This window comes from Roseibium aggregatum (genome assembly GCF_014692675.1).
Lineage (GTDB): Bacteria > Pseudomonadota > Alphaproteobacteria > Rhizobiales > Stappiaceae > Roseibium > Roseibium aggregatum_C.
This window is the reverse complement of record NZ_JABFCZ010000023.1, coordinates 18,399-45,062: the sequence shown is the minus strand read 5'-3', so window position 1 is coordinate 45,062 and position 26,664 is coordinate 18,399. Positions and strand designations below refer to the sequence as shown.

Annotated in this window: 20 protein-coding genes and 2 pseudogenes; 10 read left to right on the top strand and 12 right to left on the bottom strand. The window is 61.9% G+C overall.

The window, feature by feature from the left end; translation table 11 throughout:
* Window positions 1–69: 69 nt before the first annotated feature.
* From HK439_RS19575 to HK439_RS19535, 9 genes are read left to right on the top strand one after another with little or no spacing between them, the layout of a single operon-like run.
* Window positions 70–963 (top strand): carbohydrate ABC transporter permease, encoded by an 894-nt coding sequence (locus HK439_RS19575; RefSeq protein WP_209011948.1) that lies wholly within the window; start codon window positions 70–72, stop codon window positions 961–963.
* 1 nt (window position 964) lies between these two features.
* Entirely contained in the window at window positions 965–1,945 is a 981-nt protein-coding gene (locus HK439_RS19570) for a carbohydrate ABC transporter permease (RefSeq protein WP_190293164.1), read from the top strand.
* Between the two features lie 15 nt (window positions 1,946–1,960).
* A complete protein-coding gene (locus HK439_RS19565; protein WP_190293163.1) occupies window positions 1,961–3,058 on the top strand; it encodes an ABC transporter ATP-binding protein in 1,098 nt (365 codons plus the stop codon).
* Window positions 3,059–3,062: 4 nt separating this feature from the next.
* Window positions 3,063–3,941, top strand: coding sequence for an FAD binding domain-containing protein (locus tag HK439_RS19560; RefSeq protein ID WP_190293162.1), 879 nt, complete (start codon window positions 3,063–3,065; stop codon window positions 3,939–3,941).
* Window positions 3,938–4,423 (top strand): (2Fe-2S)-binding protein, encoded by a 486-nt coding sequence (locus tag HK439_RS19555; protein ID WP_190293161.1) that lies wholly within the window; start codon window positions 3,938–3,940, stop codon window positions 4,421–4,423. Before HK439_RS19560 ends, HK439_RS19555 begins: the two co-directional genes overlap by 4 nt.
* Complete coding sequence (locus HK439_RS19550; RefSeq protein ID WP_190293160.1) at window positions 4,416–6,800, top strand: xanthine dehydrogenase family protein molybdopterin-binding subunit; 2,385 nt, start codon at window positions 4,416–4,418, stop codon at window positions 6,798–6,800. The genes HK439_RS19555 and HK439_RS19550 overlap by 8 nt, the downstream gene beginning before the upstream one ends.
* 1 nt (window position 6,801) lies before the next feature.
* Entirely contained in the window at window positions 6,802–7,683 is an 882-nt protein-coding gene (locus HK439_RS19545; protein ID WP_190293159.1) for an NAD(P)-dependent oxidoreductase, read from the top strand.
* Window positions 7,684–7,706: 23 nt separating this feature from the next.
* Window positions 7,707–8,315, top strand: a complete 609-nt coding sequence (locus tag HK439_RS19540) for a CoxG family protein (protein ID WP_190293158.1) — start codon at window positions 7,707–7,709, stop codon at window positions 8,313–8,315.
* Window positions 8,315–9,520 carry a M20 aminoacylase family protein gene (locus HK439_RS19535; RefSeq protein ID WP_190293157.1) on the top strand — a complete coding sequence of 402 codons (1,206 nt, stop codon included), beginning with the start codon at window positions 8,315–8,317 and terminating at the stop codon, window positions 9,518–9,520. The genes HK439_RS19540 and HK439_RS19535 overlap by 1 nt, the downstream gene beginning before the upstream one ends.
* Here HK439_RS19535 and tnpC read toward each other — a convergent pair.
* From tnpC to HK439_RS19500, 7 genes and pseudogenes are all read right to left on the bottom strand, one after another.
* Window positions 9,504–11,054: an IS66 family transposase gene (tnpC, locus tag HK439_RS19530; protein WP_190293156.1), complete on the bottom strand. Its 1,551-nt coding sequence runs from the start codon at window positions 11,052–11,054 to the stop codon at window positions 9,504–9,506. The two genes, HK439_RS19535 and tnpC, sit on opposite strands and share 17 nt — an antisense overlap.
* 54 nt (window positions 11,055–11,108) lie before the next feature.
* A complete protein-coding gene (tnpB, locus tag HK439_RS19525) occupies window positions 11,109–11,462 on the bottom strand; it encodes an IS66 family insertion sequence element accessory protein TnpB (protein WP_190293155.1) in 354 nt (117 codons plus the stop codon).
* Window positions 11,459–11,749: pseudogene (locus HK439_RS19520) on the bottom strand (transposase); the annotation flags it as partial. The gene tnpB and the pseudogene HK439_RS19520, both read right to left, overlap by 4 nt.
* A 659-nt stretch (window positions 11,750–12,408) precedes the next feature.
* Window positions 12,409–13,860, bottom strand: coding sequence for an NAD-dependent succinate-semialdehyde dehydrogenase (locus HK439_RS19515; RefSeq protein ID WP_190293153.1), 1,452 nt, complete (start codon window positions 13,858–13,860; stop codon window positions 12,409–12,411).
* A 24-nt stretch (window positions 13,861–13,884) separates the two neighbouring features.
* Window positions 13,885–15,042, bottom strand: coding sequence for an iron-containing alcohol dehydrogenase (locus HK439_RS19510; RefSeq protein WP_190293152.1), 1,158 nt, complete (start codon window positions 15,040–15,042; stop codon window positions 13,885–13,887).
* Between the two features lie 26 nt (window positions 15,043–15,068).
* Entirely contained in the window at window positions 15,069–17,006 is a 1,938-nt protein-coding gene (locus HK439_RS19505) for a hypothetical protein (RefSeq protein ID WP_190293151.1), read from the bottom strand.
* An 82-nt stretch (window positions 17,007–17,088) separates the two neighbouring features.
* Window positions 17,089–18,321 carry an urea ABC transporter substrate-binding protein gene (locus HK439_RS19500; RefSeq protein ID WP_190293150.1) on the bottom strand — a complete coding sequence of 411 codons (1,233 nt, stop codon included), beginning with the start codon at window positions 18,319–18,321 and terminating at the stop codon, window positions 17,089–17,091.
* 314 nt (window positions 18,322–18,635) lie between these two features.
* Here HK439_RS19500 and HK439_RS19495 point away from each other — a divergent pair, with 314 nt between their 5' ends.
* Window positions 18,636–19,799, top strand: a complete 1,164-nt coding sequence (locus tag HK439_RS19495) for an ROK family transcriptional regulator (RefSeq protein ID WP_190293149.1) — start codon at window positions 18,636–18,638, stop codon at window positions 19,797–19,799.
* 134 nt (window positions 19,800–19,933) lie between these two features.
* Here HK439_RS19495 and HK439_RS19490 read toward each other — a convergent pair.
* From HK439_RS19490 to HK439_RS19470, 5 genes and pseudogenes are all read right to left on the bottom strand, one after another.
* Window positions 19,934–20,197: pseudogene (locus HK439_RS19490) on the bottom strand (integrase core domain-containing protein); the annotation flags it as partial.
* A 257-nt stretch (window positions 20,198–20,454) separates the two neighbouring features.
* Window positions 20,455–21,888 carry an NAD(P)(+) transhydrogenase (Re/Si-specific) subunit beta gene (locus tag HK439_RS19485; protein WP_190293148.1) on the bottom strand — a complete coding sequence of 478 codons (1,434 nt, stop codon included), beginning with the start codon at window positions 21,886–21,888 and terminating at the stop codon, window positions 20,455–20,457.
* 12 nt (window positions 21,889–21,900) lie between these two features.
* A complete protein-coding gene (locus tag HK439_RS19480) occupies window positions 21,901–23,475 on the bottom strand; it encodes a Re/Si-specific NAD(P)(+) transhydrogenase subunit alpha (protein WP_190293147.1) in 1,575 nt (524 codons plus the stop codon).
* On the bottom strand, window positions 23,472–25,199 hold the full coding sequence (locus HK439_RS19475; protein WP_190293146.1) for a dihydroxy-acid dehydratase: 1,728 nt from the start codon (window positions 25,197–25,199) through the stop codon (window positions 23,472–23,474). The genes HK439_RS19480 and HK439_RS19475 overlap by 4 nt, the downstream gene beginning before the upstream one ends.
* A 12-nt stretch (window positions 25,200–25,211) precedes the next feature.
* Complete coding sequence (locus HK439_RS19470) at window positions 25,212–26,660, bottom strand: NAD-dependent succinate-semialdehyde dehydrogenase (RefSeq protein ID WP_190293145.1); 1,449 nt, start codon at window positions 26,658–26,660, stop codon at window positions 25,212–25,214.
* Between the last annotated feature and the right edge of the window lie 4 nt (window positions 26,661–26,664).

The window sequence follows — 26,664 nt, the reverse complement described above, 5'->3', positions numbered from 1 at the left end:
TTCCCGGATGAAGCCAATGAGGGGCCGGACGTTATGACATCGAAACAGGCGGGGAAAACAGCAGGCGGTTTGGCATTGAGACTCCGGCGGCATTTCAACTACGAAGAACGCACCGCGTTGCTGTTCATTGCCCCGGTCATGACCGTGCTTGGTGTCGTTGCCGTTTTCCCGATCGCCTACTCGTTTTACCTGAGCTTCTTCCGCATCAAGCTCACCCGGCCCAACCGGACGCCGTTCGTCTGGTTCGACAACTATCTCCACCTGTTCAAGGACGAGATGTTCTGGACAGCGGTGCTGCGCACCACGACCTTCACGGTGATATCGGTTGCCGCGATCACGCTGCTCGCCCTGTTCGTGGCGCTGCTTCTGAACCAGGACTTCCGCGGACGCCGGCTGGTCAGCACCGTTCTTCTGATCCCGTGGGCCATTCCTTACGTGGCCGATGCACTGATGTGGAAATGGATCTACGATTCCGGCTACGGCGCCCTGAACGGCCTTTTGTACCAGTTGGACTTCATCGACAAATACATGATCTGGCTCGGGGACCAGGACAAGACCCTCGCCCTGATCGCCAACGCCTTCGTCTGGAAGGAAGTGCCGCTGGCAACGATCCTTTTGCTGGTGTCGCTGAAGTCCATCCCGAGCGATCTCTACCAGGCCGCGCGCGTCGATGGCGCACCGCTCCTGCAGCGCTTCTTCCATGTCACGCTGCCGTCCATGCGGACCGGTTTCATGCTCGTGATCATCTACGAGACCATGATCGCAATCCGGCACTTCGACCTGTTCTTCATTCTGACGGAAGGCGGCCCGGGAACGGCCTCGCACGTTCTCTCCTGGGAAATCTACGTCGAGACCTTCCGGAACCTTTCCTTCGGTTCGGGTGCTGCGATGTCCTATCTGCTCGCGCTGATCACGTTCGCCCTGGCCTATTTCATCATCCGAACCCTGGGGAGGAGCGTCTGAGATGCAGACCGATCGTCATCTCCAATCCGCCGGCCGGGCGCCGGGCCGCAGCATCAATTACAGGCGCCGGGCCGAGATTTTCCGCTGGCTGCATCGCGCCGTTATCCTGGCGGGATCCCTGGCCGTCATGCTGGTCGTCCTGTCGCCCGTGGCCTGGCTGGTATCGTCCTCGTTCCAGAACGAAGCGGAAATCGTTTCCGTGCCGCCGCACTGGATCCCCGACCAGCCGACGCTGAAGAACTTCAAGGCGATCTTCGCGGCGACCGGCGACGAAACCGTCACCTACGAGACCCGCAACAAGCAGGACCCGGCCTCCGGCGATTACATCCCGTCGACCGCCGGAAACCTGCTGCCGGCCATGGCCAACAGCTTCATCGTGGCAACCCTGGTGGTCATCCTGAACCTGCTGGTCGGAATACCGGCGGCCTATGCCATGGCCAAGATCCGGTTCTACGGGCGCAACGGCTCCATCTATTTCATTCTCACGACCCGTGTCATTCCAGACATCGCCCTCGTCGTGCCGTTCTTCCTGGTCATCAAGAACCTGGGACTGCTCGACCACATCCTCTCGCTCGTCATCACCTATCTGGCGATCACGGTGCCGTTCACGGTGTTTATCCTGATCCAGTATTTCGAAGGGCTCCCCGACGAACTGGACAAGGCCGCACGGGTCGACGGATGTTCGCGGTTCCAGTCGCTGACCCGGGTCTTCCTGCCGCTCGCGATGCCGTCTCTGGTGGCGGTGATCCTGTTCGCCTTCCTGACGAGCTGGAACGAGTTCCTCCTGGCACTGATGTTCACGCAGACGGCGGCATCCCAGACTCTGCCGATCGTGCTCGCCTCCTTCACATCCGACTTCACCATCAGCTTCTCGTTCATCAACGCGGCCGGCCTTCTCGCCATCGTGCCCCCGGTGATCGTCGCTATCGTTTTTGAACGCTATATCGTTTCCGGTCTCACGGCCGGTGCGGTCAAAGGCTAACAGGGAGTTTCCGGCGTGGCCCGCATCCTTTTTGAAAACGCGACAAAGCGCTATCCGAACGGGTTCGTCGCACTCGAAAACCTCAACCTGGAGATCAAGGACAAGGAATTCGTCGTGCTGCTCGGTCCGTCCGGCTGTGGCAAGTCGACGACCCTGAACATGATCGCCGGCCTGGAAGAGATCTCCGACGGCAACCTGTTCTTCGACGACGAAAACGTGAATTTCACGCCCCCGCACCATCGCGACGTGGCCATGGTGTTCCAGAGCTACGCGCTCTATCCGCACAAGACGGTCTACGAAAACATCGCCTTCGGGCTGATGATGCGCAAACACCCCAAGGACGATATCGACCGGCGTGTGCGCGACGCCGCCGAGCGGCTCGAAATCACCCATCTGCTGGAAAGACGTCCGAGCCAGCTTTCCGGCGGCCAGCGGCAGCGCGTCGCGCTCGGCCGCGCCATGGTCCGCCAGCCGGCGGTCTTCCTGATGGACGAACCGCTGTCGAATCTGGATGCGGCCCTGCGCATTTCCATGCGCGCCGAAATCAAGGAACTGCACCGCTCGATGCAGACCACCTTCGTCTACGTGACCCACGACCAGGCCGAGGCGCTGACCCTCGCCGACCGGATCGTGGTCATGAAGGACGGCGTGGTCCAGCAGATCGGCACGCCGGACGAAATCTACGAGCACCCGGCCAACATGTTCGTCGCTTCGTTCCTCGGCAATCCGCCAATCAACTATCTCGAAGGCGTCCTGCAGGTCGAAGGCGACAAGGTGGAATTCCTGCGCGGCGACACGCGGCTTGCGTTTCCGGCCGACCGCGCAAAGGCGCTCCTGGACATGAACGGCCGAAAGGTAAAACTCGGTATCCGCGCAGAAGACGTGGACGAGCGGGCGGAAGCCGCAGACGGCGAAGTCGTCGCCGGAACCGTCACCTCCGTCATGCCGGTCGGGTCCGATCAGTTCCTCGGCCTGAAGGTCGAAGGCGAAGAGCTCTTTTTCCGCGTCAACAAGGACCTGCGCCACGACTACGGCGATCGGATCAGGCTGTCGGCCAATACGGCGCGGCTGCATGTCTTCGACGCGGAAACCGAAGCGAGCCTGATCGGATAGCGGAATGAAACCGGCCTCATTCGACTATCACAGACCGCAAACGATCGAGGCGGCGCTCGACCTGCTGGCCCGGTACGGCGAGGCGGCCAAACCGATTGCCGGCGGCCAGAGCCTCGGGCCCATGCTGAACATGCGGCTGGCCCGTCCCGAACACCTGGTCGATCTCAACGACCTTGTGGAACTCGACTACGTCCGGGAAACGGACACGGAACTGGAAATTGGCGCGTTGACCCGCCATCACCGGGTCGCCAATGCGGTGGAAGTCGGCAGGTCCCACCCCCTGCTCGCTTCCGCCGCTTCAACGATCGGGCATTACCCCATCCGCCAGCGGGGCACGCTTGGCGGCAGCCTGGTGCACGCGGATCCTGCCGCGCAATTGCCGCTGATCGCCGTGCTGGGGAACGCGAAGATTATCGTTCGCGGACAATCCGGCACGCGCGAAATCGAAGCCGGTGATTTCTTCAAGTCCGTGATGACGGTCGACCTGCGCTACGGCGAAATGGTCATTGCCGTCCGGTTCCCGAAACTTCTCCCCGGCACCGGCTGGGCCTTTGACATGTTCAGCCGCAGACGCGGCGACTTCGCCATTGTTGCGGTCGCGGCAACGCTCCGCCTCGGCGATGAAGGCCACCAGCCAGTCATCGAGATGGCGCTCGGCGGTGTCGACGCCGTGCCGCTGCGTCTCGACCTCGGCGACTGGTTCGAAAACCGCGACATCACGGCGGCCGGTTGGACCCGTGAGGCTGCGGCCCATGTCGCAGCGACCATTTCACCTGAAGACAACAAGATGGTTCCGGCAGACTTCCGGCGGGAAATCGCGGACATGCTCTGCGAAAACGTCCTGACCGCCGCAATCGCGCGGGCACGAGGGGAAACACCATGAGCGAAGCACGGCTTATATCGCTGACGGTGAACGGCGAAACCCGGGAAACCCTGGTGGAACCGCGCCGACTCCTGTCCGATGTCCTTCGCGAAGACTTCGCCCTGACCGGCACCCATGTCGGCTGCGAACACGGCGTTTGTGGCGCCTGCACTGTGCTGATCGACGAGAAGCCGGCGCGCGCCTGCCTTACCTATGCCATCCAGATGGAAGGGCATGAGATCACGACCATCGAAGCCGTCAGCGACGCCGGACTCAGTCCGCTGCAACGGGCGCTTCACGAAGAACACGGATTGCAATGCGGTTTCTGCACGCCCGGCATCGTCATGACTTTTGAGGCCTTCCTGCGCGACACGCCCGACCCGGGCGAGGAGGAGGTCCGCGATGTGCTTTCGGGAAACCTGTGCCGTTGTACGGGTTACCAGAATATCGTCTCCGCGGTGATGAAGGCCGCGGCAGAAATGCGGGAGGCCGCAGGTGACTGAGACCTCCAAATTCCACTACATCGGCAAGCCGCTTCCGCGGAAGGAAGACCGGCGTCTCGTGACCGGACACGGCCGCTATCTCGATGACATCATCGTGCCGGGCGCCCTGCACGCGTGTTTCGTGCGCTCGCCGCATGCCCATGCGCGCATTCTCGGAATTTCCGCCGAGGTCGCGCGGGAAATGACCGGTGTCGTCGGTGTCTTTACCGGCACGGACCTGGCCCGGTGGACGAACAAGCTGCGGCTGGCGCCGCCGATCGAGGGCCTGCATCCGACCGAAATCGAGACCATGCCGACGGACAAGGTGCGCTTTCACGGCGACCCCGTCGCCATTGTTGTCGCACGCGACCGCTATATCGCCGAGGACGCGGCCGAATGCGTGGCGGTCGACTATGACGTGCTGCCCCCGGTCACGTCGATCGACACCGCGTTCGCGCCGGACGCCGCACTGGTCGATGACAGCCTGCCCTCCAATCTCGTCTCCCACCAGACGTTTTCGGCCGGCGATGTCGATGCGCGGCGGAAAGAGGCCCACGCCGTTGTGGAGGCCTCTTTCTACCAGCACCGCCAGACCCATGTTCCGATGGAAACCCGCGGATGCGCGGTCCTCTGGGATCCGGGCCGCGAACACCTGACGATCCATATCGGCAATCAGGTCCCGCACCCGCTGCGCAGCCAGCTCGCCGGACGGCTGAACCTCAGCGAAAGCCAGGTGACGGTGATGTCTCCGGATGTGGGTGGCGGTTTCGGCCAGAAGATCGCCCTCTACCGCGAGGAACTCGCCATCGCAGCCCTCGCCCGTCATTTAAAGCGGCCGGTGCGCTGGCGCGAAGACCGTGCGGAAAACCTGATGTCGGCGAGCCACGCGCGCGAAAACCTGTGCCGTACGCGCGCCTCGGTCACGGAAAACGGACGCATTCTCGGGCTCGAGCTGGAGCTGGCGGAGGATTTCGGCGCCTATTGCTTCTATCCGGCAAATTACATGTCGCGCGTGGTGGCGATGATTGTCACCGGTCCCTACCGGATCCAGGACTATGCCTTCGAGATGAAGGTCGCCCTGACCAACAAGTGCGGCAACGGCCCGATGCGCGCGCCAATGGCCATCACGAGCTGGGTGATGGACGGAACCATCGATGCCATCGCCCGCCAACTGGATCTCGATCCCCTGGAGGTTCGGCGCATCAACATGCTGCGCCCGGCCGATCTGCCCTATCGCATGGCAACGGGCGAAGTTCTCGAAGACATCACCCCGTCGGAAACGCTTGAGAGCGCCGTCAACGCGATCGACTATGAGGCGTTCCGGAAGCGCCAACGCGCCCTTCGGGACCAGGGCCGGTATGTCGGCCTGGGGCTCTGCACCGTGGTCGAATCCACGACCTACGGCTCTGCTTTCTACAAATCCGCAGGCATCCCCGGTTCGGGGCACGAGGCCGCATGGGTCAGGATCGAACCGAGCGGCACGGTCAACGCCTCGGTGGGCCTAGGCGGAACCGGTCAGGGCTATGAGACCGCTTTGTCCCAGACAGTTGCCGAAGGGCTCGGGGTCGATCCGTCCGAGGTGAAAATCCTTACCGGCAACACCGATGTAGCACCCTATGGCATGGGCAGCCGGGGCGCGCGCGGCGGCACGGCGGGCGGCGGAGCGCTCTTTCTTTGCGCCCGCAAGGCGCGCGGCCAGGTGCTACAGATTGCTGCCAACAAGCTCGGACTGAACACCTCAGACGACATGCGACTGCTCGACGGCCAGGTGGAACGGCTGATTAACGGCGAATGGACTGCGACCGGGCTCACCCTCGCGGATGTCGCCAGAAACGCCTATCTCGATCCGACCAGCCTGCCGGAGGGCATAACCCCGGGTCTCGACTTCTCGCTGACCTACGATCCGCCGCCGATGACCTACTCCAATTCCACCCATGCCTGTGAAGTGGAAGTGGACGTGCGCACCGGCGCCCTCACGATCCTGCGTTACCTCGTCTCGGAGGACTGCGGCACCGTGATCAATCCGGTCGTCGTCCGCGGCCAGCAGCAGGGCGCCATCGCCATGGGCCTGAGCGGAGCCCTGCTGGAAGAGGTGATTTACGACGAAACCGGCCAGAACCTTACCGCGACCTTCGCCGACTACATGGTCGCGACGGCCTGCGAATTGCCGAATTTCGAGATCCTCCACCACCATACGCCCAACAGCCGCACCCCGGCCGGCATCAAGGGAATGGCCGAGGGCGGCGTCATGGGCGCGATCGGAGCCGTGACCAACGCGGTCAACGACGCTCTTGCACCCTTCGGCACGGTGGCCGATCGCCAGCCATTGTCCCCCCAATATCTCAGGTCGCTGCTGCGGGATCGTGGCGCGGCGGCACGACAGAACGAGCAGGAATGAAATGAACGTTGCGAGTGGAAACACAAAAGTTGGATTTATCGGTCTGGGGATCATGGGCCAGGCCATGGCCGGCCACATTCTGGATGCCGGCTACGAGCTGCATGTTTACAACCGGACCAGATCCAAGGCCCAGGACCTGATCGACGGTGGCGCGATCTGGCACGACACGGCGGGCGATGTCGCCGCGGCTTCGGACGTGATCATCACCATTGTCGGTTATCCGAAAGACGTCGAGGATACCTATCTTGCCGCCGGCGGGATCCTGGATCGGGCGAAGTCCGGATCGGTCTTCATCGACATGACCACGTCCAGCCCGACACTGGCGGCAGAGATCGCGGAAAAGGCCGCTCGGAAAGGCATTGCTTCGCTGGATGCTCCCGTCTCGGGCGGAGATGTCGGCGCAAAGGCCGGCAAGCTTTCGATCATGGTCGGCGGCAGCGAGGACGCCTTCAAGGCCGTCCGGCCGCTGCTGGAACTGATGGGCGAGAATATCGTCTATCACGGCGGCGCCGGCGCCGGACAGCACACCAAGATGTGCAACCAGATCGCCATCGCCGCCACCATGCTGGCGATGAGCGAAAGCCTTGCCTATGCAAAGGCTTCCGGTCTCGACACCAGGCGTGTCCTGTCCTCCATCGGCACCGGTGCGGCATCGAGCTTCCTCCTCAATGTTCTCGGTCCCAGGATCCTCGACGGCGACTACGCGCCGGGGTTCTACATCCACCACTTCATCAAGGACATGTCGATCGCGATCGCGGAGGCCGAACGCATGAAGCTCGACCTGCCGGCGCTGGCCCTTGCCAAGAAGCTTTACGACAAGGTCGCCGCCGACGGTTATGGCGAAGAGGGCACCCAGGCGATCTTCAGGGCCTACGACAACTGAGCGGCTGAACAGGGAAGACGGCGATGGAATTTGTTGGCGAACACGTGATCCCCGCGCCGATCGACGTGGTGTGGTCCGGCCTGAACGATCCGGAAACCCTGCGCCGGAGCATCCCCGGATGCACGGAAATGCTCAGGACCGGAGACAATGAATTTACTGCCTCGGTCGTGGCGCGCGTAGGCCCCGTATCGGCCACCTTCAAGGGCAAGGTGGAGCTCGGCGATCTCGATCCTCCGCATGGCTACACGCTGTCGGGACGCGGCCAGGGTGGTCCTGCCGGTTTTGCCAAGGGGTCTGCGAAAATCCGTCTGGCTCCTGAAGGTGAGGGCACCCGGCTCTCCTACGTTGCCGATGTCGACATCGGCGGCAAGCTCGCCAGCGTCGGCGGACGGCTGATCCAGGGGGTTGCCCGCAAGAACGCCGACGATTTCTTTTCTGCCTTTTCGCGCGTTGTCACCGGTGAACCGGAAGAAGCCGCCGCAGGCAGGTCGGGTGCAACCGCACCTTCCGACGCCGCCATGGGCATTGTCCCCGGCCCTTCCGGTCATATACCCTTGATCGACCGGGTCGCGTGGCTGCTTGTGGGCGTCGCCGCCGGCGTCGCCGGAACGTTGTTGTTTGGAGCTCTGTGATGAAGATTGCCGCCGAAATCGAAGCAATGAAACCCCGCCTTGTCGAATGGCGGCATGACCTTCACGCCCATCCGGAAACGGCGTTCGAGGAACATCGCACGGCAGCGTTTCTGGCCCGGGAACTGCGGGCGGCCGGACTGGAGGTCCATGAAGGCATCGGCCGGACCGGCGTCGTCGCGGTCCTCCGCAACGGCGACGGACCGTCCGTCGGCCTGCGCGCCGACATCGATGCGCTCGATATCACGGAAGCGACCGGGCTGCCCTACGCCTCGGGAACCACCGGCAAAATGCACGCCTGCGGCCACGACGGCCATACCACCATGCTCCTGGGCGCAGCCCTTCACATGGCGGCCAATCCGCCGCGCGGAACCGTCGTCTTCATCTTTCAGCCGGCCGAGGAAAACGAGGGCGGAGCCCGCGTCATGCTCGAGGACGGACTGTTCGAGCGGTTCCCCGTCGATACGGTTTTCGGCATGCACAACTGGCCGGGCGTGCCGGTCGGCGAATTCGCCATCCACAGCGGTCCGATGATGGCCGCTTTCGACACGTTCGAACTCAAGATCACCGGCAAGGGCGCCCACGCCGCGATGCCCCATCAGGGGGTCGATCCGATCCTGGTCGCCGGCCAGATACAAACCGCCTGGCAGGCCATCGTCAGCCGGACCGTCAATCCCAATGATGCCGCCGTCATCAGCATTACCCAAATCAAGGCGGGCGACACCTGGAACATCATCCCGGACACGGTGCTGATCAGGGGTACCGCCCGTTCGCTTACGCCCGATGTGCGGGACCTGCTGGAACGCGAAATGACCCACCGGGCGGACCTCGTCGCCCAAACCTTCGGCGCCCGGGCGGAGCTTGACTATCAGCGTCGTTATCCGGCGACGATCAATACATCCCAGGAGACCGACATCGCCCGCGCCGCAGCCGAAACAATCGCCAGCGAAAACACCGTTCGCCAGGACATGACGGCAAGCATGGGAGCGGAGGATTTTGCCTTCATGCTGGAGAAAAGGCCCGGCGCCTATATCTGGATCGGCAACGGCAGCGTCGAAGGCGGGAAAAACCTGCACAGTCCCAACTACGACTTCAACGACGATGCGCTCACCCTCGGCGTCCAGTACTGGGTCGAGGTCGCCAACCGGGCTCTTACCCGAAACGTAAGCGGCGTCTGCTGCCCACCGGTTTTCAGCTTGACGGCGTAAAGTTCCACGGCAGGAGTTCGTCGATCCGGCTATTCGGGTGGCCGGCGGCGATGGCTTCGAGTGTGGCTTTGAGATAGGCGAAGGGCTCGACGTTGTTGATTTTCGCGGTCTCGATGAGGGACGCGATGCGGCCCCAGGTGCGGCCGCCCTCGTCATGCCCGGCAAACAAGGCGTTCTTCCTGTTCAGGGCAATTGGCCGGATCAAATTCTCGACACTGTTGCTATCGATCTCGACACGGCCGTCGTGAAGGAAGGTCTGCAAGCCGTCCCAGTGACGATGGATATAGGCGAGCTTCTCGCCGAGACGGGACTTGGCGGAGACCCGGAGGCGTTGGTCTTGCAGCCATTGTCCGAACGCGGTGACGAGAGGCGCGGTGCGGGCCTGCCTGGCCGAGAGCCGCTGCCCGGGCGCCGTGCCTCGGATATCAGCCTCGACCCGGTAGAACTCAGCGATCCGGCGCAAGCCTTCGGCGGCGATCTCGGAGCCATCGCGGTCGAACACTTCCTTCAGTTTCCGCCGTGCGTGCGCCCAGCAATGGGCCACGCGGATAGGCTCGCCGCCCTTGCGGGACGGGCGCGTCAGGCAGTTGTAGCCTTGGTAGCCGTCGAGTTGCAGAACCCCGTCGAAGCCACGCAGGATTTTCTCCGCGTTCTCGCCGCGGCGGTCGGGTGCATAGAAGAAGACCACGCCGGGTGGATCGTCCCCGCCCCAGGCCCGGTCGTCACGGGCCAATGCCCAGAGATATCCGGTCTTCGTCTTGCCCCGACCCGGATCCAGCACCGGCACCGTGGTCTCGTCCATGAACAGTTTGGTCGACGCCTTCAGATGTTCGGCCAGTCGGTCGACCACCGGAGCGAGGTGGAACGCGGCAGTGCCGACCCAATCCGCCAGCGTGCTCCGATGGATACCGATGCCCGACCGGGCAAGGATCTGGCTCTGCCGGTGCAGGGGCAAATGGTCCGCGTACTTGCTGACCAGAACATGCGCAATGGCACCTTCAGTCGGCAGACCACCCTCGATGAGGTGAGCCGGTGCCGGCATCTGGGTGACGCCGTCGGTACAGGCGCGGCAGGCGTATTTGGGGCGAACGGTAACGATCACGCGCAGCTGCGCGGGCACGATGTCGAGCCGCTCCGTGCGATCCTCGCCGATTTTGTGCATCTCACCACAGCCGCAGGGACATTGCAGGTTGTCGGGTTCGATCACACGCTCGATGCGCGGAAGGTCCTTTGGCAGGTTGCCCCGATTGCGACGGGCCGGACGGCGAGTTTTCCCCTCGGAAGGGATCAGCGTATCCTGGCCTTCCTCGACTTCGGCGATGACGGTCTCGAGGTCTTCGAAGGCCAGTTGCCGTTCGTCTTCGCTAAGCTTCTCCGACCTTTTACCGTGAACCGCGTGGTTCAACTCCGCGACCAGGTGCTCCAGGCGCTTGTTGATCTCCTTGAGCGCATCCCTTTCGCGCAGGAGCGCGGCGACAGCATCACGCTGGTCGGCGGGGATCGCAGAAAGGTCGATGGCGACAGTGGAAGGCATGAGCCGAGAATAGCCCGGGACCGCTCTGGATGCCCGCCATTTCCGGCACCTGATTCATTCTGCCGCAGCCGGAGAACGAGCCTCCAATGCCTTCACCTTGCGCCAGTCCAGCCCCGAGAACAGCGCCTCGAACTGGGCATGATTCAGCGACATCGCGCCATCCCGGATGGCGGGCCAGGTGAAGCTCGTATCTTCCAGGCGCTTGTAAGCCATGACCAGGCCGGTGCCGTCAAAATACAGGAGTTTCAAACGGTCGGCTCGCCGGGACCGGAACACAAAAACCGTGCCGGTGAACGGGTCCTTGCGCAAAACAGACTGGACCAGGGCGCTCAGCCCATCATGTCCTTTTCTGAAGTCGACTGGCTTCGTCGCCACCAGGATCCGCACCCGGTTCGAGGGGAAAATCATGATCCACGCCCAAGGGCGCGCACGATCCCGGCAATCCTGTCCGGGCTTGCAGAAGCTTCCAGCCGGATTGTGGTTCCGCCGTGAATGATCTCCACAGCGGCCAGCGGCTTCGCATCCTCTTCAACGGACGCCGGGGCCGGTTCCAGAACGGCCAGTGCAAACTCGGCTCCCGGAAGATCCGGCACCACAAGTTTGCCCTCCCGTGCCAAACGTCGCCACGACGAAAGATGGTTGGGCTTCAGGCCGACACGCCGGGCGACCTCGTTCACAGTCACTCCGGGCACATAGGTCTCCGCAACAAGTTAGCCCTTCACTTCATCCGGCCAGCGCCGCTTTCCCGCGGGCCCGACCAAAATCTCATATCCGCATATGGACTCCATATGGAGCGCTCTATGGACTCCCAACACTTCCTCCATTCCCAAATCGACAATGGGTATGGATGCCAGCATCAAGACGGAAGCGAATAGGTGGGGTCCAGCCGCCGCTTACCCCGAAACAGTTCTAGTTCTGCCGAACCACTTTCGTAAAACTGTCTGTGGCCGCCGCCTTTCCGTTTCGGGTCCTCACTTCTGTCGTTTAAAACGCAAAAAGCCCGGCTTTGAGCCTGGTTGTTTGTGTTTTGGTTGCGGGGGCCTGATCACACAGAGACTTGCAGCTAATCCAAGCGCAAACTTTGGATCTCGAACGAAGGGAGTTTGCCAATGAACAGGCTCGTTGTTCGAATAACCCAGTATGGGTCGATACGCGACTGCGATGCTCAACCCATCGGATCACGTATCCGCTGTTCAATCCAGGTAACCTAAAAATCGCGCAGCCCCTCCCGGGAAATCAGCAGCCGCCGCCCCGGGCAGTCCCGTCGAAGACGTCCTTAGCCACGGCACTCACTGCCTCTTCCGCGCTTCTCCAGTCAGACCGCTTCACTCGCGAAATCTGAACGGTTTGAACGTCACACGCTCATGCAGAGGTATTTGATCTCCAGAAATTCATCCATCCCGTACTTGGAGCCTTCCCGTCCCAGACCGGACGATTTGATGCCGCCGAAGGGCGCTTCGGCCGTCGATATGAGCCCCGTATTGATCCCCACCATGCCGCTCTCGATCTCCTCGGCGACCTTCCAGACGGTCGAGAGATCACGCGCGTAGAAATAGGCGGCCAGACCGAATTCGGTATCGTTGGCAAGCGCGATGCCTTCGTCGATGGTGTCGAAGCTGATGATCGGGGCAACCGGTCCGAAGGTTTCCTCGCTCAGCACTTTCATGCCCTTGCCCACGCCCATCAGAACCGTGGGCTGGTAGAAGGTCCCTCCGAGATCGGAACGTTTTCCGCCGGTGATCACTTTGGCCCCCTTGCCGACGGCGTCGGACACGTGATCCTCGACCTTTTTAAGCGCCGCTTCGTCGATCAGCGGACCGATCGCAGTCCCCTCCTCCATGCCGTTGCCGACCCGCAGATTGCGCGTCGCTTCTGCAAGTTTTCCTGCAAACTCTTCCGCAACACCGCTTTGAGCATAGATGCGGTTCGCGCAGACACAGGTCTGGCCGGAGTTCCGGTATTTGGCGATCATCGCCCCATCGACGGCCGCATCGAGATCGGCGTCGTCGAAAACAAGGAAAGGCGCGTTGCCGCCCAGTTCCAGCGACAGTTTCTTGATGTCGTGGGCGCACTGCTTCATGAGAATCCGGCCGACCTCGGTCGAGCCGGTGAAGGTGAGCTTGCGTACCTTCGCATTGGTGCACAGTTCGAGCCCGACGCCGCGGGAATCCGAACTGGTGATGATCGACAGGACGCCCTTCGGGATCCCTGCGCGTTCCCCGAGAACGGCCATGGCGAGTGCCGAAAGTGGCGTCTTTTCCGCAGGCCGGCCGACAAAGCTGCAACCCGACGCCAGCGCCGGTCCGACCTTGCGCGCGATCATCGCATTCGGGAAGTTCCAGGGTGTGATGGAGCCGACGACGCCGATCGGCTGCTTGATGACCACGATGCGCTTGTCGGGCTGGTGCCCGGGAATGACGTCGCCGTAGACCCGTCGCGCTTCTTCCGCGAACCACTGGATAAAGGAGGCGCCGTAGGCGATCTCCCCGCGCGCCTCTGCGAGCGGTTTGCCCATCTCGGCGGTCAGGATCTTCGCCAGATCCTCCTGGTTCTCCAGCATCAGGTCGTTCCATTTCAGGAGGATGAGGCAACGTTCCTTTGCCGTCTTCGCCCGCCATTCCTTTTGCGCCTGAGAGGCAATCTCGATGGCTTTCCTCGTATCCTCCGGCGTCAGGTCCGTGACCTCGGCGATGGTCTCGCCGGTCGCCGGATTGGTTACCGGGAAGGTTTTTCCGGTCGTCACCCATTCGCCGCCCAGGAACGCACGGGTTTCCAGCAGGCTCGGATCTTTGAGAGCGAGTGCCATAGTATGTCCTTTCGTTTGAGCCTGTCAGTAAGCGGCGCGATAGATCGTCAGAGCATCGGCTTCCGTGACCGGGCGGGGGTTGTTGACCAGGAGACGGGTCTGGTTCATCGCGTCGGAGGCGAGCTTCGGTAGTATGTCCTCAGGAATGTCCATGGCCTTCAGGTTGGGCTGAAGACCGCACGCCCCGGAGAGTTCCGCGAGGCTGTCACAAAAGGCAGCCGCCCGCTCCTGTCCCTCGAACCTCGCAAGATCAGGAAACACGTAAGGCGCCAGCTCCGCATATGGTTGCGGAGAGGTCACCACATTGAAGCGCAGCACATGCGGCAGCACCAGCGCGTTCGACAGGCCGTGCGGGATGTGGAAATGTCCACCGAGCGGATAGGCCAGGGCATGCACTGCGGCGACCGGCGAATTGGCGAAGGCCTGTCCGGCCAGCATTGAGCCGAGCAGCATGTCCGATCGCGCCTCGGTGTCGGTGCCCTCATGAACCGCCTTCAGGATCGAGCGGCCCATGAGCGTGAGCGCCTGGGTGGCCAGCATGCGCGAAACCGGGTTGTTGTTCGGGCTCGCAGACGCATAGGCCTCGATCGCGTGGACCATGGCATCGATCCCGGTCGCAGCGGTGATATTTGGCGGCAGACCGTAGGTGAGCTGCGGGTCGAGCAAGGCGATATCCGGCAGGATGACCGGAGAGACCACGCCCATCTTCTCGTTGGCACCGGTGGTTACGATCGAAATCGGCGTCACCTCGGAGCCCGTGCCGGCGGTCGTCGGCACGAGGATCAGAGGCAGGCGCGGTCCCTTGGCGTTGCCTACGCCATAGACGTCCTTGAGGGCTTCCTGGCCAGGCGCCAGAAGAGCCACAAGCTTGGCGACATCGAGCGCGGAGCCTCCGCCAAGACCGATCACGCCCTCCACGCCGGCATCCCGGGCCTGGGCGGTCGCCTGCAGGACGATCTCCTCAGGTGGATCGGCCGCGACATAATTGAACAGCTCGACCGAGACACCCGAAGCTTTCAAGGTATCGAGCGCCTGGTCGACGATACCCGTCGTCATCATGCCGGGATCCGTAACCAGCATCACCTTGCTGCCGATCTGATCCTTGACCAACTCGCCGATGCGGCCCAGTGCGCCGACACCGAACTGAATCGACTTCGAGGTGTTGAACGTGAATGGATTCATCATCTTCTCCACAATTGGCGATCGGATCAGCCGCCGAAACTGAATGCGACAAGCACCGCGAGCACGAAGCCGACAGCGCCGATGATAATAAGGGTCCGCAAGCGTTCCCTTTCGATTTGCGACGTGTCCACCGGCAACCGGCGCGGCGGCACATAGGCCGGAATGGCAACATGAACCGGGCTTGCCATTTCCATCTTGTAGGCAAGAAACCACACCAGCCCGACTCCGCTCATCCAACCGGCCAATGACCAGGCCCAGATCGAAGGCATGCCCAGGAGCCAGGTCGTGGTCTCCCCGTCCACGCTCACGAAGGCGGAATTCCCGAAGATCAGCCCGGGTCCGGTCGCCAGGAAAAACCAGGCAAGCACCACCGACCAGGCCGTGGCCCGCAGGGACCGGGCCTTCGGACCGGGCGCGAGTGCCCCTGTAAAGAGCTTGCGGATCTCGCTTGCCTCGACCCCCAGCGCCTTGCGGTTGGTGATGGCGGAAATGATAAGAACGGCCGCAAGGTTCGCCGCCATTCCCCAGGCGGCGGAATGAATGGTCCAGGGCCACCGCCCCCAGGGCAGTTCGAGGCCGAAGAAGGACAGGATCTCGTACCCGAGCGGCTCGGTCAGGATGACCCCTGCAAGGCCGAAGCCGACACCGGTGACCGCCGCCGGACGTGTGATCCAGCCGATCCAGGTGACACCTAGCAAAGGGGTCCACAACTGAAAGGCCATCGGCAGCGTGACCGCAGCAAGGGCGGAAAGCGTAACCGGGGTAAGATTCTGCATGATCATCACGACGACCGCCAGAATGGCAACTGCGACCCGGGTCAGCGTCACGGCGTCTTTCTTGGACAGGCGCGAGTTGAAATAGGGCCGGTAGACATGCCGCACGATCCCTTCGGCGGCGGCAAACAGCGCAAGCCCTGCCAGCAGTTGCACGCCGGCGATGACGCCGATGAAGATCCAGGCCGCAAACCAGGGCGACTGGAGTTGCAGCCGGGTCAGTATGGCGTCGACGGAAAGGGTCGTGTCGACAAGCCCTGCAACCCCGACCAGCGCGATGGCAAAAGCGATCAGGGCCCCGAAGAACCCGGCAAGCAGTCCTGGAGCCACGATCTTAAGCGCTTCCTGGACGAGGAACGTCACATATGCGCCGATCATGATGAGTTCACCCTGCGCCAGGTTGATCACCCCCATCAGACCGAAGATCACTGCAAGGCCCAACGCCGCCATAAAGAGAATGCTGGCATAACTGAGACCGCTATAGACCGTGGCTGAAACCCGACCGACGTTCAGCCAAAACTTTATTTCATCGTTCCCCGAAGCGAGAGCCTTCTGGACAGCCGCGTCGCCTTTGCCCCCCAAGCTGGTGCTCATATTGAGCAGCAAGGTCAGATTTCGAGCGGATGGGGCCTCGGCGAGACGCTTGATAGCGGAGACCTGACGCGCCGGATCGGGATCCTGCAGCCCGGCGATGGCAAGGATGTCTTTGAGGCCGTCCGCAACGGACGCATTGCCTGCCATCGCAGCCGCACGCTCAATTAGCCCCGTTGGCGCGATTTTCGCCCGCTTGCGCAACTCTTCAAGGTCATCCGCAGAGTTCGGCCCACCCGGCGCGGTCAATAACCGCAAGACCGCCACACCCATGTCCAGCTGCGCCCGCAAGCGAAGGTTGACGAAGGCACCTTTTTTCTTGGCGGGCTTTACAGTAGTAGGTTCCAGCGTCTCTGCGAGACGGACCGTGTCTCCATCCCTGATCAAGGCCGCTTCACCACCGCATATCAGAGCGCGGTCACCTACAGCCTGAAGGATTTTTATCCCCCAGGAGGGATCGATTTTGTCGGCTTCTACACCAGCAAGAAGGTCTGACACACCATGGATTTGTTTACTTGCGCCCTTCCCGCAAAGTTCTGCAAGTACCTCCTTCGAGCCAGCAGGTTGAGCTCGGAGAGGAACATTGGTCAACAACACCAATACGAGCAGCGCCCCAAGGCCCCGCCAAACCATGGCGGGACCAATCGGTCGCACAAGCGACCGCAGGGCTGTTGAAAGTCGATCAAGCATAGGGGCTGAACGGCACCGGTTTGGGTGTGTCCTCGGATTGCCAGAGGATGTCGAACGCCTGTTGATCATTGACGGAGCCAATGAAGACGCCACGCGAGACATAGTTGTTTTCGCCCGACATCTTGATTGAATAACCCGAAGGACAGTCAAAAGTGAGTCCGTCAAAGGCTGCACGCACAGCGTCAGGATCAGCCATACCCGCCTTTTCGACAGCCTTCGCCCAAAGGTGTACCCCGTCATAGGTGGAAACCATGGGATCGATGACGGTGTTCGGCGAATAGGGCAAGTTCCCCTTTTCGACAAAGCTCTTCCAATCCGCCTTGAATGCGGTGTTCGCCTTCGATTCGACGTTCTGCAGATAGGCCCAGCAGTTCAAGTGACCCACCATGGGGGCGGTGTCGAGGCCTTCCAGATCCGCTTCCAGCACGTCGAGACCCAACACCGGAATATCGGTGGCGGTGATGCCTTGGTTGATGATTTCCTTGAAGAAATCAGGAATCGAGGAGCCGACGACGGTCAGAACGACAATCGGCTGGCCGCCCGGCTCGCTTGCGAATTGGCGGATTTCGTTGACCAGAGTCTGGAAGTTCGAGAAGCCGAAAGGCACGTAATGTTCGCGCCAGGCGCTCTTGTCGAAACCCTTCGATTTCCAGTAGCCCTTACAGATCTTGTTAATGGTACGCGGCCAGACATAGTCAGAACCAAGCATGAAGAAACGCTTAGCCTCGCCGCCATCCGGGCTCATCAGGTACTCCAAAGCGGGCAGCACAGAACTTGCCGGAGGAGAGTTCAGATAGACGACGTTTTTCGAGTTTTCTTCACCCTCGAAGTGAAGCGGATAATAAAGCAGGCCGTTGTTCTGCTCGACAACCGGCAGCACTGACTTGCGCGAAACCGAGGTCCAGCAGCCGAACAGTGCCGAACATTGGTCCTGCAGCAGAAGCTGGCGACCCAGCTGGGCGTAAAGCGGCCAGTCGGAAGCAGGATCAGTGACTTCCACTTCAACTTGCTTACCAAGGACACCGCCCTTCGCATTCAGTTCAGCCGCAGCCATCTTCACGACCGAATTCAACCGCCCTTCGATGTTGGCCATCGTTCCGGACGACGAAAACAGGCAACCCAGCTTGAGGGTGTCTGCCGCACGGGTACGACTGGAAATGAAGGACGGGGCCGCAAGCGCCACACCTGCGGCTGCGGAATTCTTGAGGAAACTTCGACGATCCATGAATGTGCTCCAATGCTGAGGCGGCATTGCCGCGTGACGCAATCTATGGAGAGCAAGCGTTGTGCCAATTTATTTTCATTTTGCAAATAAATATAAATTACTGTTTTTATTTATATATTTTCCATTGTCATGTTTCAGCGTCAAATGGCCACTTGTCCGCAAATTAAGCTTGCTCAATAAAAGTGCAGCAATTGATGAAATTCTGAACCCGCCCATCTCATTCTCATATCGAGGCATGCCGTGCACTGCGTATTGATCTTCTCGTCGCCATACCGCACAAGGTCCCACACGCTTTTGTACAAGACAGCTTGATAATGTTTGTCACTTCTTCGCGTCTAAAAATTTTCAACAAGTCTCGCGTGCTATCGGAGGTCCGTCGCTCTCCAGGCATTTCCAGACGCGAGTTATCCCGCCTGTTGAACAGCACGGATTCAAAACTGTCTCGGATCACACGCGACTTGATCGCCGAAGGATTCCTCGTAGAGCAGGCAACAGCTCGGTCTGCAATGCGCGGACGCCCGAATGTCGGTCTTTACCTCAATCCCGCCGGACTGCACGTGCTTTGCATCGTCCTATCCCGTTACGAGCAAAAGATTTCGATTGTTGATCTTACCGGCCAAAGGGTCGCAGAAGGCGACATCGAACAGGGCGACAAGAGATCCAGTGCCTCAATACTCGATTACGCGAATCAGTTGATAACGCGGGTTTCAGCGCGTCCTGAAACGCACTTCGGGCACTTGGCAGGAATTAGCATGATCGTTTCTCCCGATATCGTGTCGAGTGAGAGGCAAGATCAAGAATCCTGGCTCGACATCCTGGAAAACGACCTTCATGCGGCATTCGATGCGCCCGTTGCCCGTTCGAGCATCGCAGAGGCCCTTCATATTGCGGAAACACGTCAGACACTTGAGAGCCCAACCCTCCCAAGTGTCATGATTCACGCTGGCTTCGCTTTGGATGCCAGCATGATCGTATCCAGTGACACCACAGCGACGACGTTGCTCGAAGGCAATCTCAACAACGTTCCGAGAAACTTCAATTCAGATACAAACACTTGGGCAACTCTCAACGACATCGCATCGGCCGAAGCGATTTTGCACCGGCTCGGCCACACGGGTCAGGCAGAAGCCTCGGGGCAAACCGGCTTGCGCCTTGGCGTTCCACATGCCATCCGTCAAGCGAACTCCGGCGACCGGCGTGCGACCACTGCGTTTCGCGAAGCTGGCGAAGCAGTAGGCGTCGCTATTGCAGCCTTGGTCTCAATCCTCATTCCAGCCCAGGTAATCCTGGCAGGACCACTTGCATCCGCCACACCTTTCCTGGAGGGTTTTCGCGCCAGCCTTCAGCATATCCCGACGGGTGAGAGCAATAAAACTGCGGTCATGCGCTCAACGCTCAGCGACCTTGGCGCTGCCGAAGCAGCCGGCCTTGAATGGTTCGCCTTCTCGGAAATGACCTTGGACCCGGGCGAAGCATAAATACTCGATTGCTCACTACAATTGGTAGGGCTTCGTCAGTTAAAACCGTCTTGAGGGACTGGGGATCGATAAGAGCCAGTAACGTGCTCCCCGTCTTTGGATCGCCCCGGGCCGGAAATTCGGAGGGTGTCGGCTCAGAGGGCGGAAGCCGCCGATGAGCCTTTCATGAGCGATATCGGCGGTTTGTTGCCGATGGCGCTATGGGGACGGACGGTGTTGTAGTCCTTACGCCATTCCTCCATTTTCGAACGGGCGTCGTCAAGTGTCAGAAACCAGTGAGCGTTGAGACACTCTGTTCTGAACTTGCCGTTGAACGACTCGATGAAGGCATTGTCCGTTGGCTTTCCAGGGCAGGAAAAGTCCAGCTCAACGCCACGCTGATAGGCCCACAGGTCAAGGTCTTCCTCAAGACCATCAAGTCAGAACTGATTTGGTCGATCGGATAGCAGACCCAGCAACAAGCAGAAAATGCCATCGCCACATTCATCGACGGGTTTATAATTCTGTCAGGAGACATTCATGGCTCGGCTTCAAAAGTCCCATCGCCTTCGAGCGAAATGACCAAGAAGTGAGCTAACAGCTCTCCACCAAACCCGGGCAAGTCCACCCAGCCTTTTCACAGGTAAAATGGGCGCACGTTGAGCGTCGTTACGGTTCAGTTGATCAACCCCAGAAGCTTGTCGACCGAAGCCTTGGCATCGCCGTAGAACATACGTGTGTTCTCTTTGTAGAATAGCGGGTTCTCAATGCCCGAATAGCCGGTGCCCTGGCCGCGCTTCGAGACGAAGACCTGCTTCGCCTTCCACACTTCCAAAACCGGCATACCGGCGATCGGAGAATTCGGATCCTCCTGCGCCGCCGGGTTCACGATGTCGTTCGAGCCGATGACGATGACCACGTCGGTTTCCGGGAAGTCTTCATTGATCTCGTCCATCTCCAGCACGATGTCGTAGGGTACCTTGGCCTCGGCCAGAAGCACGTTCATATGGCCGGGGAGACGGCCCGCGACCGGGTGGATCGCGAAACGCACTTCCTTGCCCTGCGCGCGTAGCTTACGGGTCAGTTCCGACACCGCCTGCTGGGCCTGCGCCACCGCCATGCCGTAACCCGGCACGATAATCACGCTGTCGGCGACCTTCAGCGCCTGGGCGACGCCGTCGGCTTCGATCGCGATCTGCTCGCCCTCTATCTCCTGCGCCGGGCCGGAGGTGTTGCCGAAGCCACCGAGGATCACGCTGATGAACGAGCGGTTCATCGCCTGGCACATGATGTAGCTCAGGATCGCACCCGACGAACCCACCAGCGCGCCGGTGACGATCAAGAGGTCATTGCCGAGCGAGAAGCCGATCGCGGCCGCGGCCCAGCCCGAGTAGCTGTTCAGCATCGACACCACGACCGGCATATCGGCGCCGCCGATCCCCATGATCAGGTGACAGCCGATGAAGAAGGCGGCCAGCGTCATCAGGATCAGCGCCCAGGAGCCGGCGCCGTTCACGAAGGCCAGCAGCAGCAGGATCGACAGCCCCGCCGCGGCGGCGTTCAGCATGTGGCCGCCCGGCAGTTTCGTGGCCTTCGAGGTCACCTTGCCCGCCAGCTTGCCGAAGGCGATGATCGAGCCGGTGAAGGTCACCGCGCCGATGAACACGCCGAGGAACAGCTCGACCCGCAGGATCGACAGCTCGACCGGGGTCTTGTGCGCGACAATCGCGGCGAAGCCGGTCAGCGAGTGAAGCTCGTCCGGGCTCATCGCGACGACGTTGGCGGCCTCGATGTAGGCGTTGTAGCCGACGAAGACGGCGGCAAGGCCGACCAGCGAGTGCATCGCGGCGACGAGCTGCGGCATCTCTGTCATCTGAACCTTGCCCGCGACATAGGCGCCGATGGCGCCGCCGCCCGCGATCAGCACGAGCGACAGGAACCAAAGCCCCGAGCCCGGCCCGATCAGCGTGGCGATGACTGCCAGCGCCATGCCTGACATGCCGTACCAGACCGCGCGCTTGGCGCTTTCCTGGCCCGACAACCCGCCCAGCGACAGGATGAAGAGGACGGCCGCAACGACATATGCGGCAGTGGAGAATCCGTAATCCATGCCCTCTCTCCGTTACGATTTCTGGAACATGGCGAGCATGCGCCGGGTGACGAGGAAGCCGCCGAAAATATTGATCCCGGCCATGAAGACCGACAGGCCCCCAAGTAGGATCACCAGCCAGCTAAGGGACCCAATCTGCAGAAGCGCGCCGAGGATGATGATCGACGAAATGGCATTGGTGACGGCCATCAGCGGAGTGTGCAGGCTGTGACTGACGCTCCAGATCACCTGGAAGCCGATGAAGCAGCTCAGCACGAAGACGATGAAGTGCTGCATGAAGCTGGCGGGCGCGACGAGGCCGACAAGAAGCAGCGCCACCGCACCGATGGTCAGCAGCGTGACCTGGTTCTTGGTCTGCTGCTTGAAGGCGGCGAACTCCTGCGCCTTGCGCTCTTCCGGCGTCAGCTCCTTTTCCTTGGGCTTCGGCTTCTGCGCCGCGATCGCCTTCACCTTTGGCGGCGGCGGCGGGAAGGTAATCTCGCCCTCATAGGTCACGGTCGCGCCGCGGATCACGTCGTCTTCCATGTTATGGTCGACCGTGCCGTCTTTCTCGGGCGTCAGGTCGGTCATCATGTGACGGATATTGTTGGCATAAAGCGTCGAGGCCTGAGTTGCCATGCGGCTCGGGAAGTCGGTGTAGCCGATGACGATCACACCATTGTCGCTGACCACACGCTCATCCATCACGGTCAGGTCGCAGTTGCCGCTCTTCTCGGCGGCAAGGTCGACCACGACCGAACCAGGCTTCATCATCTCAACCATGTCCCTGAGCCACAGCTTGGGCGCGTCCCGGCCCGGGATCAGGGCGGTGGTGATGACGATGTCCATCTGGGGCGCCAGCTCGCGGAACTTCTCGAGCTGCTTCTCGCGGAACTCAGGGCTCGAAGGCGCGGCGTAGCCGCCGGTCGCGGCGCCGTCCTGGGCTTGCTCCTCGAAATCCAGGAAGACAAACCCGGCGCCCATCGATTCGATCTGCTCGGCCACTTCGGGGCGAACGTCGAAGGCGTAGGTGATCGCGCCGAGGCTGGTCGAGGTGCCGATAGCGGCAAGCCCCGCGACGCCGGCGCCGACGATCAGCACCTTCGCCGGCGGCACCTTGCCCGCCGCCGTCACCTGGCCGGTGAAGAAGCGGCCGAAGTTGCTAGCGGCCTCGACCACGGCACGGTATCCGGCTATGTTCGCCATCGAGCTGAGCGCGTCCATCTTCTGGGCGCGGCTGATGCGAGGCACCATGTCCATCGCAATGACGTTGGCACCCTTGGCCTTGCACTCTTCCAGAAGCGCCTCGTTCTGGGCCGGCCAGAAGAAAGAAATCAGGGTCTGGCCCTTCTTCAGCTGCTTGACCTCGACCGGTTCGGGCCCGCGGACCTTGACCACGATGTCTGCGTCTTGCCACAGCGCGGCGGCGGTCTTTACGACCCCCACCCCCGCCGCCTCATAAGCCGCGTCGTCGAACCCGGCTGCCGCGCCCGCGCCCGCCTCGATCAGGCAGTCGTAGCCCAGCTTCTGCAATTGCAGCGCCGAGTCGGGCGTCATCGCCACCCGGGCCTCGCCGGCAACGATCTCCTTGGGTGCCCCGATTTTCACGAATTGTCTCCCACGGTCCCTACCGGTTTCAGGAAGGCGAAGTCGCAGCCCTCGTCGGCCTGAAGCACCTCCGCCGCGTAAAGTCGGTCGTAGCCTCGGCGCTGCTCGGGCGGGACGATGTCCGAAGTCCATTCCGCCCGGCGCCGGTCGAGTTCGGCCTCATCAACCAGGAGCTCGATCCGCTTCTTTGCGACGGACAGGCGGATGCGATCGCCGGTGCGCACGAGACCCAGCAGTCCGCCGATCGAGGCCTCGGGCGCCACGTGCAGAATGATAGTACCAAAGGCCGTGCCCGACATGCGGGCGTCGGAGATGCGAATCATGTCCTTCACCCCCTGCGACGACAGTTTCTTCGGGATCGGCAGGTAGCCTGCCTCCGGCATGCCCGAGGCCGATCGGGGGCCCGCGTTCTGCAGGACCATGATGTCGTCGGCCGCGATGTTGAGTTCGGGATCGTCGACCCGGGCAGCAAGATCTTCCAGCGACGTAAAGACCACCGCGCGGCCTTCCTTCTCGAACAGGATCTTATCGGCGGCCGAGCGCTTAAGAATCGCGCCGCGCGGTGCGAGGTTGCCGAAGAGCGCGACCAACCCCCCCTCAAGTTCCAGCGGCGCCTCGGCGCTGGCGATCACCCGGCGGTCGACATAGCCAGGGTCCTGCTCCAGCCGGTCGCCCAGCCGTTCTCCAGTCACCGAGAGCGTGTCGAGATGCAGAAGCGGTTTCAACTCGCGCATGACGGCGCCCACACCTCCGCCGAAGAAGAAATCCTCCATGTAGTTTTGGCCCACGGGTTTCAGGTTCACCAGAACCGGCGTGGTATCGGATAGCGCATTCAGCCGGTCGAGCGAGATACGAATGCCCAGCCGCCCCGCCACCGCGGTGAGGTGGATGATCGCGTTGGTCGATCCGCCGATCGCCAGGAGCACCCGGAGCGCATTCTCGACCGACTTCTCGGTGATCACTTGGCTCGGCCTGATCGGGTTCAGGATCATCCGCGCAGCGGCCAGCCCCGTGGCCTCAGCCGCGCGCAGCCGGTCGGCATGGACTGCGGGGATCGCCGCCGTTCCCGGCAGCGCCATGCCCAGCGTCTCGCTGATGCAGGCCATGGTCGAGGCCGTGCCCATCACCGCGCAGGTGCCCGTGGTCGTTGCAAGGCGTCCTTCGACCATGTCGATCTCGGCCTTGTCGATCTCGGTCGCGCGGTACTTGCCCCAGAAACGGCGGCAATCAGTGCAGGCGCCGAGCCGTTCCTCGCCATGGCGCGAAGTCATCATCGGGCCGCCGATCAGTTGCACCGTCGGCAAGTCGGCCGAGGCCGCGCCCATCAGTTGAGCAGGCACCGTCTTGTCGCAGCCGCCCATCAGCACCACCGCGTCCATCGGCTGTGCGCGGATCATCTCTTCGGTGTCCATTGCCATCAGGTTGCGGAACTTCAGCGACGTGGGCGACAGGAACACCTCGCCGAGCGAGATCGTTGGAAACTCGATCGGCAGGCCGCCACCAAGGAGGATGCCGCGCTTCACGTGTTCGACCATCTCGGGGAAGTGCCGATGGCAGTTGTTGAACCCCGAATAGGTATTGGCAATGCCGACGATCGGCTTCTTAAGCATTTCCTGCGAATAGCCCATCGACGATGCGAAGGAGCGCCGCAGGTAGACCGAGAAGTCGTGATCGCCGTAATTGGTCAGGCCGCGGGAAAGTCCGCGCGTTTCATCATCATTCATCGGGCGCCTGTCCTACACGGTGGGGGCAAGTTTCATCTTGACGTATTTTGGCTCGAGGTAATCTCCGATTCCGAAAGAACCGCCCTCGCGCCCCATGCCGCTTTCCTTGATGCCGCCGAAAGGCGCCTCGGCGGTGGCGAGGAGCATCTCATTCACACCGACCATGCCGACCTCGAGGTCCTCCCACGCCCGCGTCGCGCGGCCAAGGTCGTTCGAGAAGACATAGCCCGCAAGGCCGAAGGGCAGCGCGTTAGCGCGGGCGATGACCTCGTCGTAATCGCGAAAAGTGGTGATTGGCGCGATCGGGCCGAAGGGTTCTTCGGTCATTACCAGCGCCTCGTCGGGAACGTGGCCCAGCACCGTCGGCTCGAAGAAGTAGCCCGCGTTCAAGTCGCGCGGGCGGGCGCCGCCGGCCAGCACCTCGGCCCCTTTTTCGACCGCGTCGGCGACCATACGCTCGATCACATCGATGCCGCGGCGGTTGGCCATCGGACCCACCTGCACGCCCTCTTCCAGGCCGTTGCCCAGCTTCAGCCCCTTCGCGACCTCGGCGAAGCGGACCGCAAAGGCATCGTAGCGACTTTCGTGGACGTAGAACCGGGTGGGCGATATGCAGACTTGCCCGCAGTTGCGGAACTTGGTGGTGGCGCAGGTTTCAGCCGCCTGCACCGGGTCCACGTCGTCGAAGACGATGACCGGGCCGTGGCCGCCAAGCTCCATCGACACTTTCTTCACGCCGTCGGCGGCGAGGTGCAGGATCTCCTTACCGACTGGAACCGATCCGGTGAGAGAGACCTTGCGCACGATCGGAGAGCCGATCAAGTGGCGCGCTATCAGCGACGAGTTGCCCGTCACCATATTCACCGCGCCCTCGGGCAGGCCAGCGGCCTCGCAGGCCGCGACCAGCGCCGCGCAGGAAGCAGGCGTCTCGCCCGCGGGCTTGACGATCACCGCGCAGCCCGCACCAAGCGCCGCCGCAATTTTGCGGGCCGGCAGCAGCGCCGGGAAGTTCCAGGCCGAGAAGGCGGCAACCACGCCGACCGGCTGCAGTATCACCTGCATGCGGCTGTCGGTGGCGCGAGATTCGATGGTCTGGCCGTAGATACGCTTGGTTTCTTCGGCATACCATTCGAACTGATCCGCCGCGGCGCCGACCTCGCCGCGCGATTCCGCCAACGGCTTGCCGGTCTCAAGCGTCATCAGCCGCGCGATGTTGTCCGCGCCCTCGCGGATGATCTCGGCCACGCGACGCAGCTTGGCGCCGCGCTCCCACGGATTGGTGCGGCGCCAGACCGCGAAACCGCGCTCGGCCGCCGCCAGCGCCGCGTCAAGGTCCTCGACCGTCGCGACCGGGATCGTGCCCAGCGCAGCCTCGGTTGCGGGGTCCGTCACCTGCCGCGTCGCTCCATCCGAGGCGCCGCGCCATTCGTTGGCGATGAAAAGATTAATGTCCCGATACATCTCG

What these genes read in the sequence shown, in the direction of transcription:
- HK439_RS19570 (WP_190293164.1), top strand. Translation starts at nt 965, where the DNA reads ATGCAGACCGATCGTCATCTCCAATCCGCCGGCCGGGCGCCGGGCCGC.
- HK439_RS19560 (WP_190293162.1), top strand. Translation starts at nt 3,063, where the DNA reads ATGAAACCGGCCTCATTCGACTATCACAGACCGCAAACGATCGAGGCG.
- HK439_RS19555 (WP_190293161.1), top strand. Translation starts at nt 3,938, where the DNA reads ATGAGCGAAGCACGGCTTATATCGCTGACGGTGAACGGCGAAACCCGG.
- HK439_RS19545 (WP_190293159.1), top strand. Translation starts at nt 6,802, where the DNA reads ATGAACGTTGCGAGTGGAAACACAAAAGTTGGATTTATCGGTCTGGGG.
- HK439_RS19540 (WP_190293158.1), top strand. Translation starts at nt 7,707, where the DNA reads ATGGAATTTGTTGGCGAACACGTGATCCCCGCGCCGATCGACGTGGTG.
- HK439_RS19535 (WP_190293157.1), top strand. Translation starts at nt 8,315, where the DNA reads ATGAAGATTGCCGCCGAAATCGAAGCAATGAAACCCCGCCTTGTCGAA.
- tnpC (WP_190293156.1), bottom strand. Translation starts at nt 11,054, where the DNA reads ATGCCTTCCACTGTCGCCATCGACCTTTCTGCGATCCCCGCCGACCAG.
- tnpB (WP_190293155.1), bottom strand. Translation starts at nt 11,462, where the DNA reads ATGATTTTCCCCTCGAACCGGGTGCGGATCCTGGTGGCGACGAAGCCA.
- HK439_RS19515 (WP_190293153.1), bottom strand. Translation starts at nt 13,860, where the DNA reads ATGGCACTCGCTCTCAAAGATCCGAGCCTGCTGGAAACCCGTGCGTTC.
- HK439_RS19510 (WP_190293152.1), bottom strand. Translation starts at nt 15,042, where the DNA reads ATGAATCCATTCACGTTCAACACCTCGAAGTCGATTCAGTTCGGTGTC.
- HK439_RS19500 (WP_190293150.1), bottom strand. Translation starts at nt 18,321, where the DNA reads ATGGATCGTCGAAGTTTCCTCAAGAATTCCGCAGCCGCAGGTGTGGCG.
- HK439_RS19495 (WP_190293149.1), top strand. Translation starts at nt 18,636, where the DNA reads ATGTTTGTCACTTCTTCGCGTCTAAAAATTTTCAACAAGTCTCGCGTG.
- HK439_RS19485 (WP_190293148.1), bottom strand. Translation starts at nt 21,888, where the DNA reads ATGGATTACGGATTCTCCACTGCCGCATATGTCGTTGCGGCCGTCCTC.
- HK439_RS19475 (WP_190293146.1), bottom strand. Translation starts at nt 25,199, where the DNA reads ATGAATGATGATGAAACGCGCGGACTTTCCCGCGGCCTGACCAATTAC.
- HK439_RS19470 (WP_190293145.1), bottom strand. Translation starts at nt 26,660, where the DNA reads ATGTATCGGGACATTAATCTTTTCATCGCCAACGAATGGCGCGGCGCC.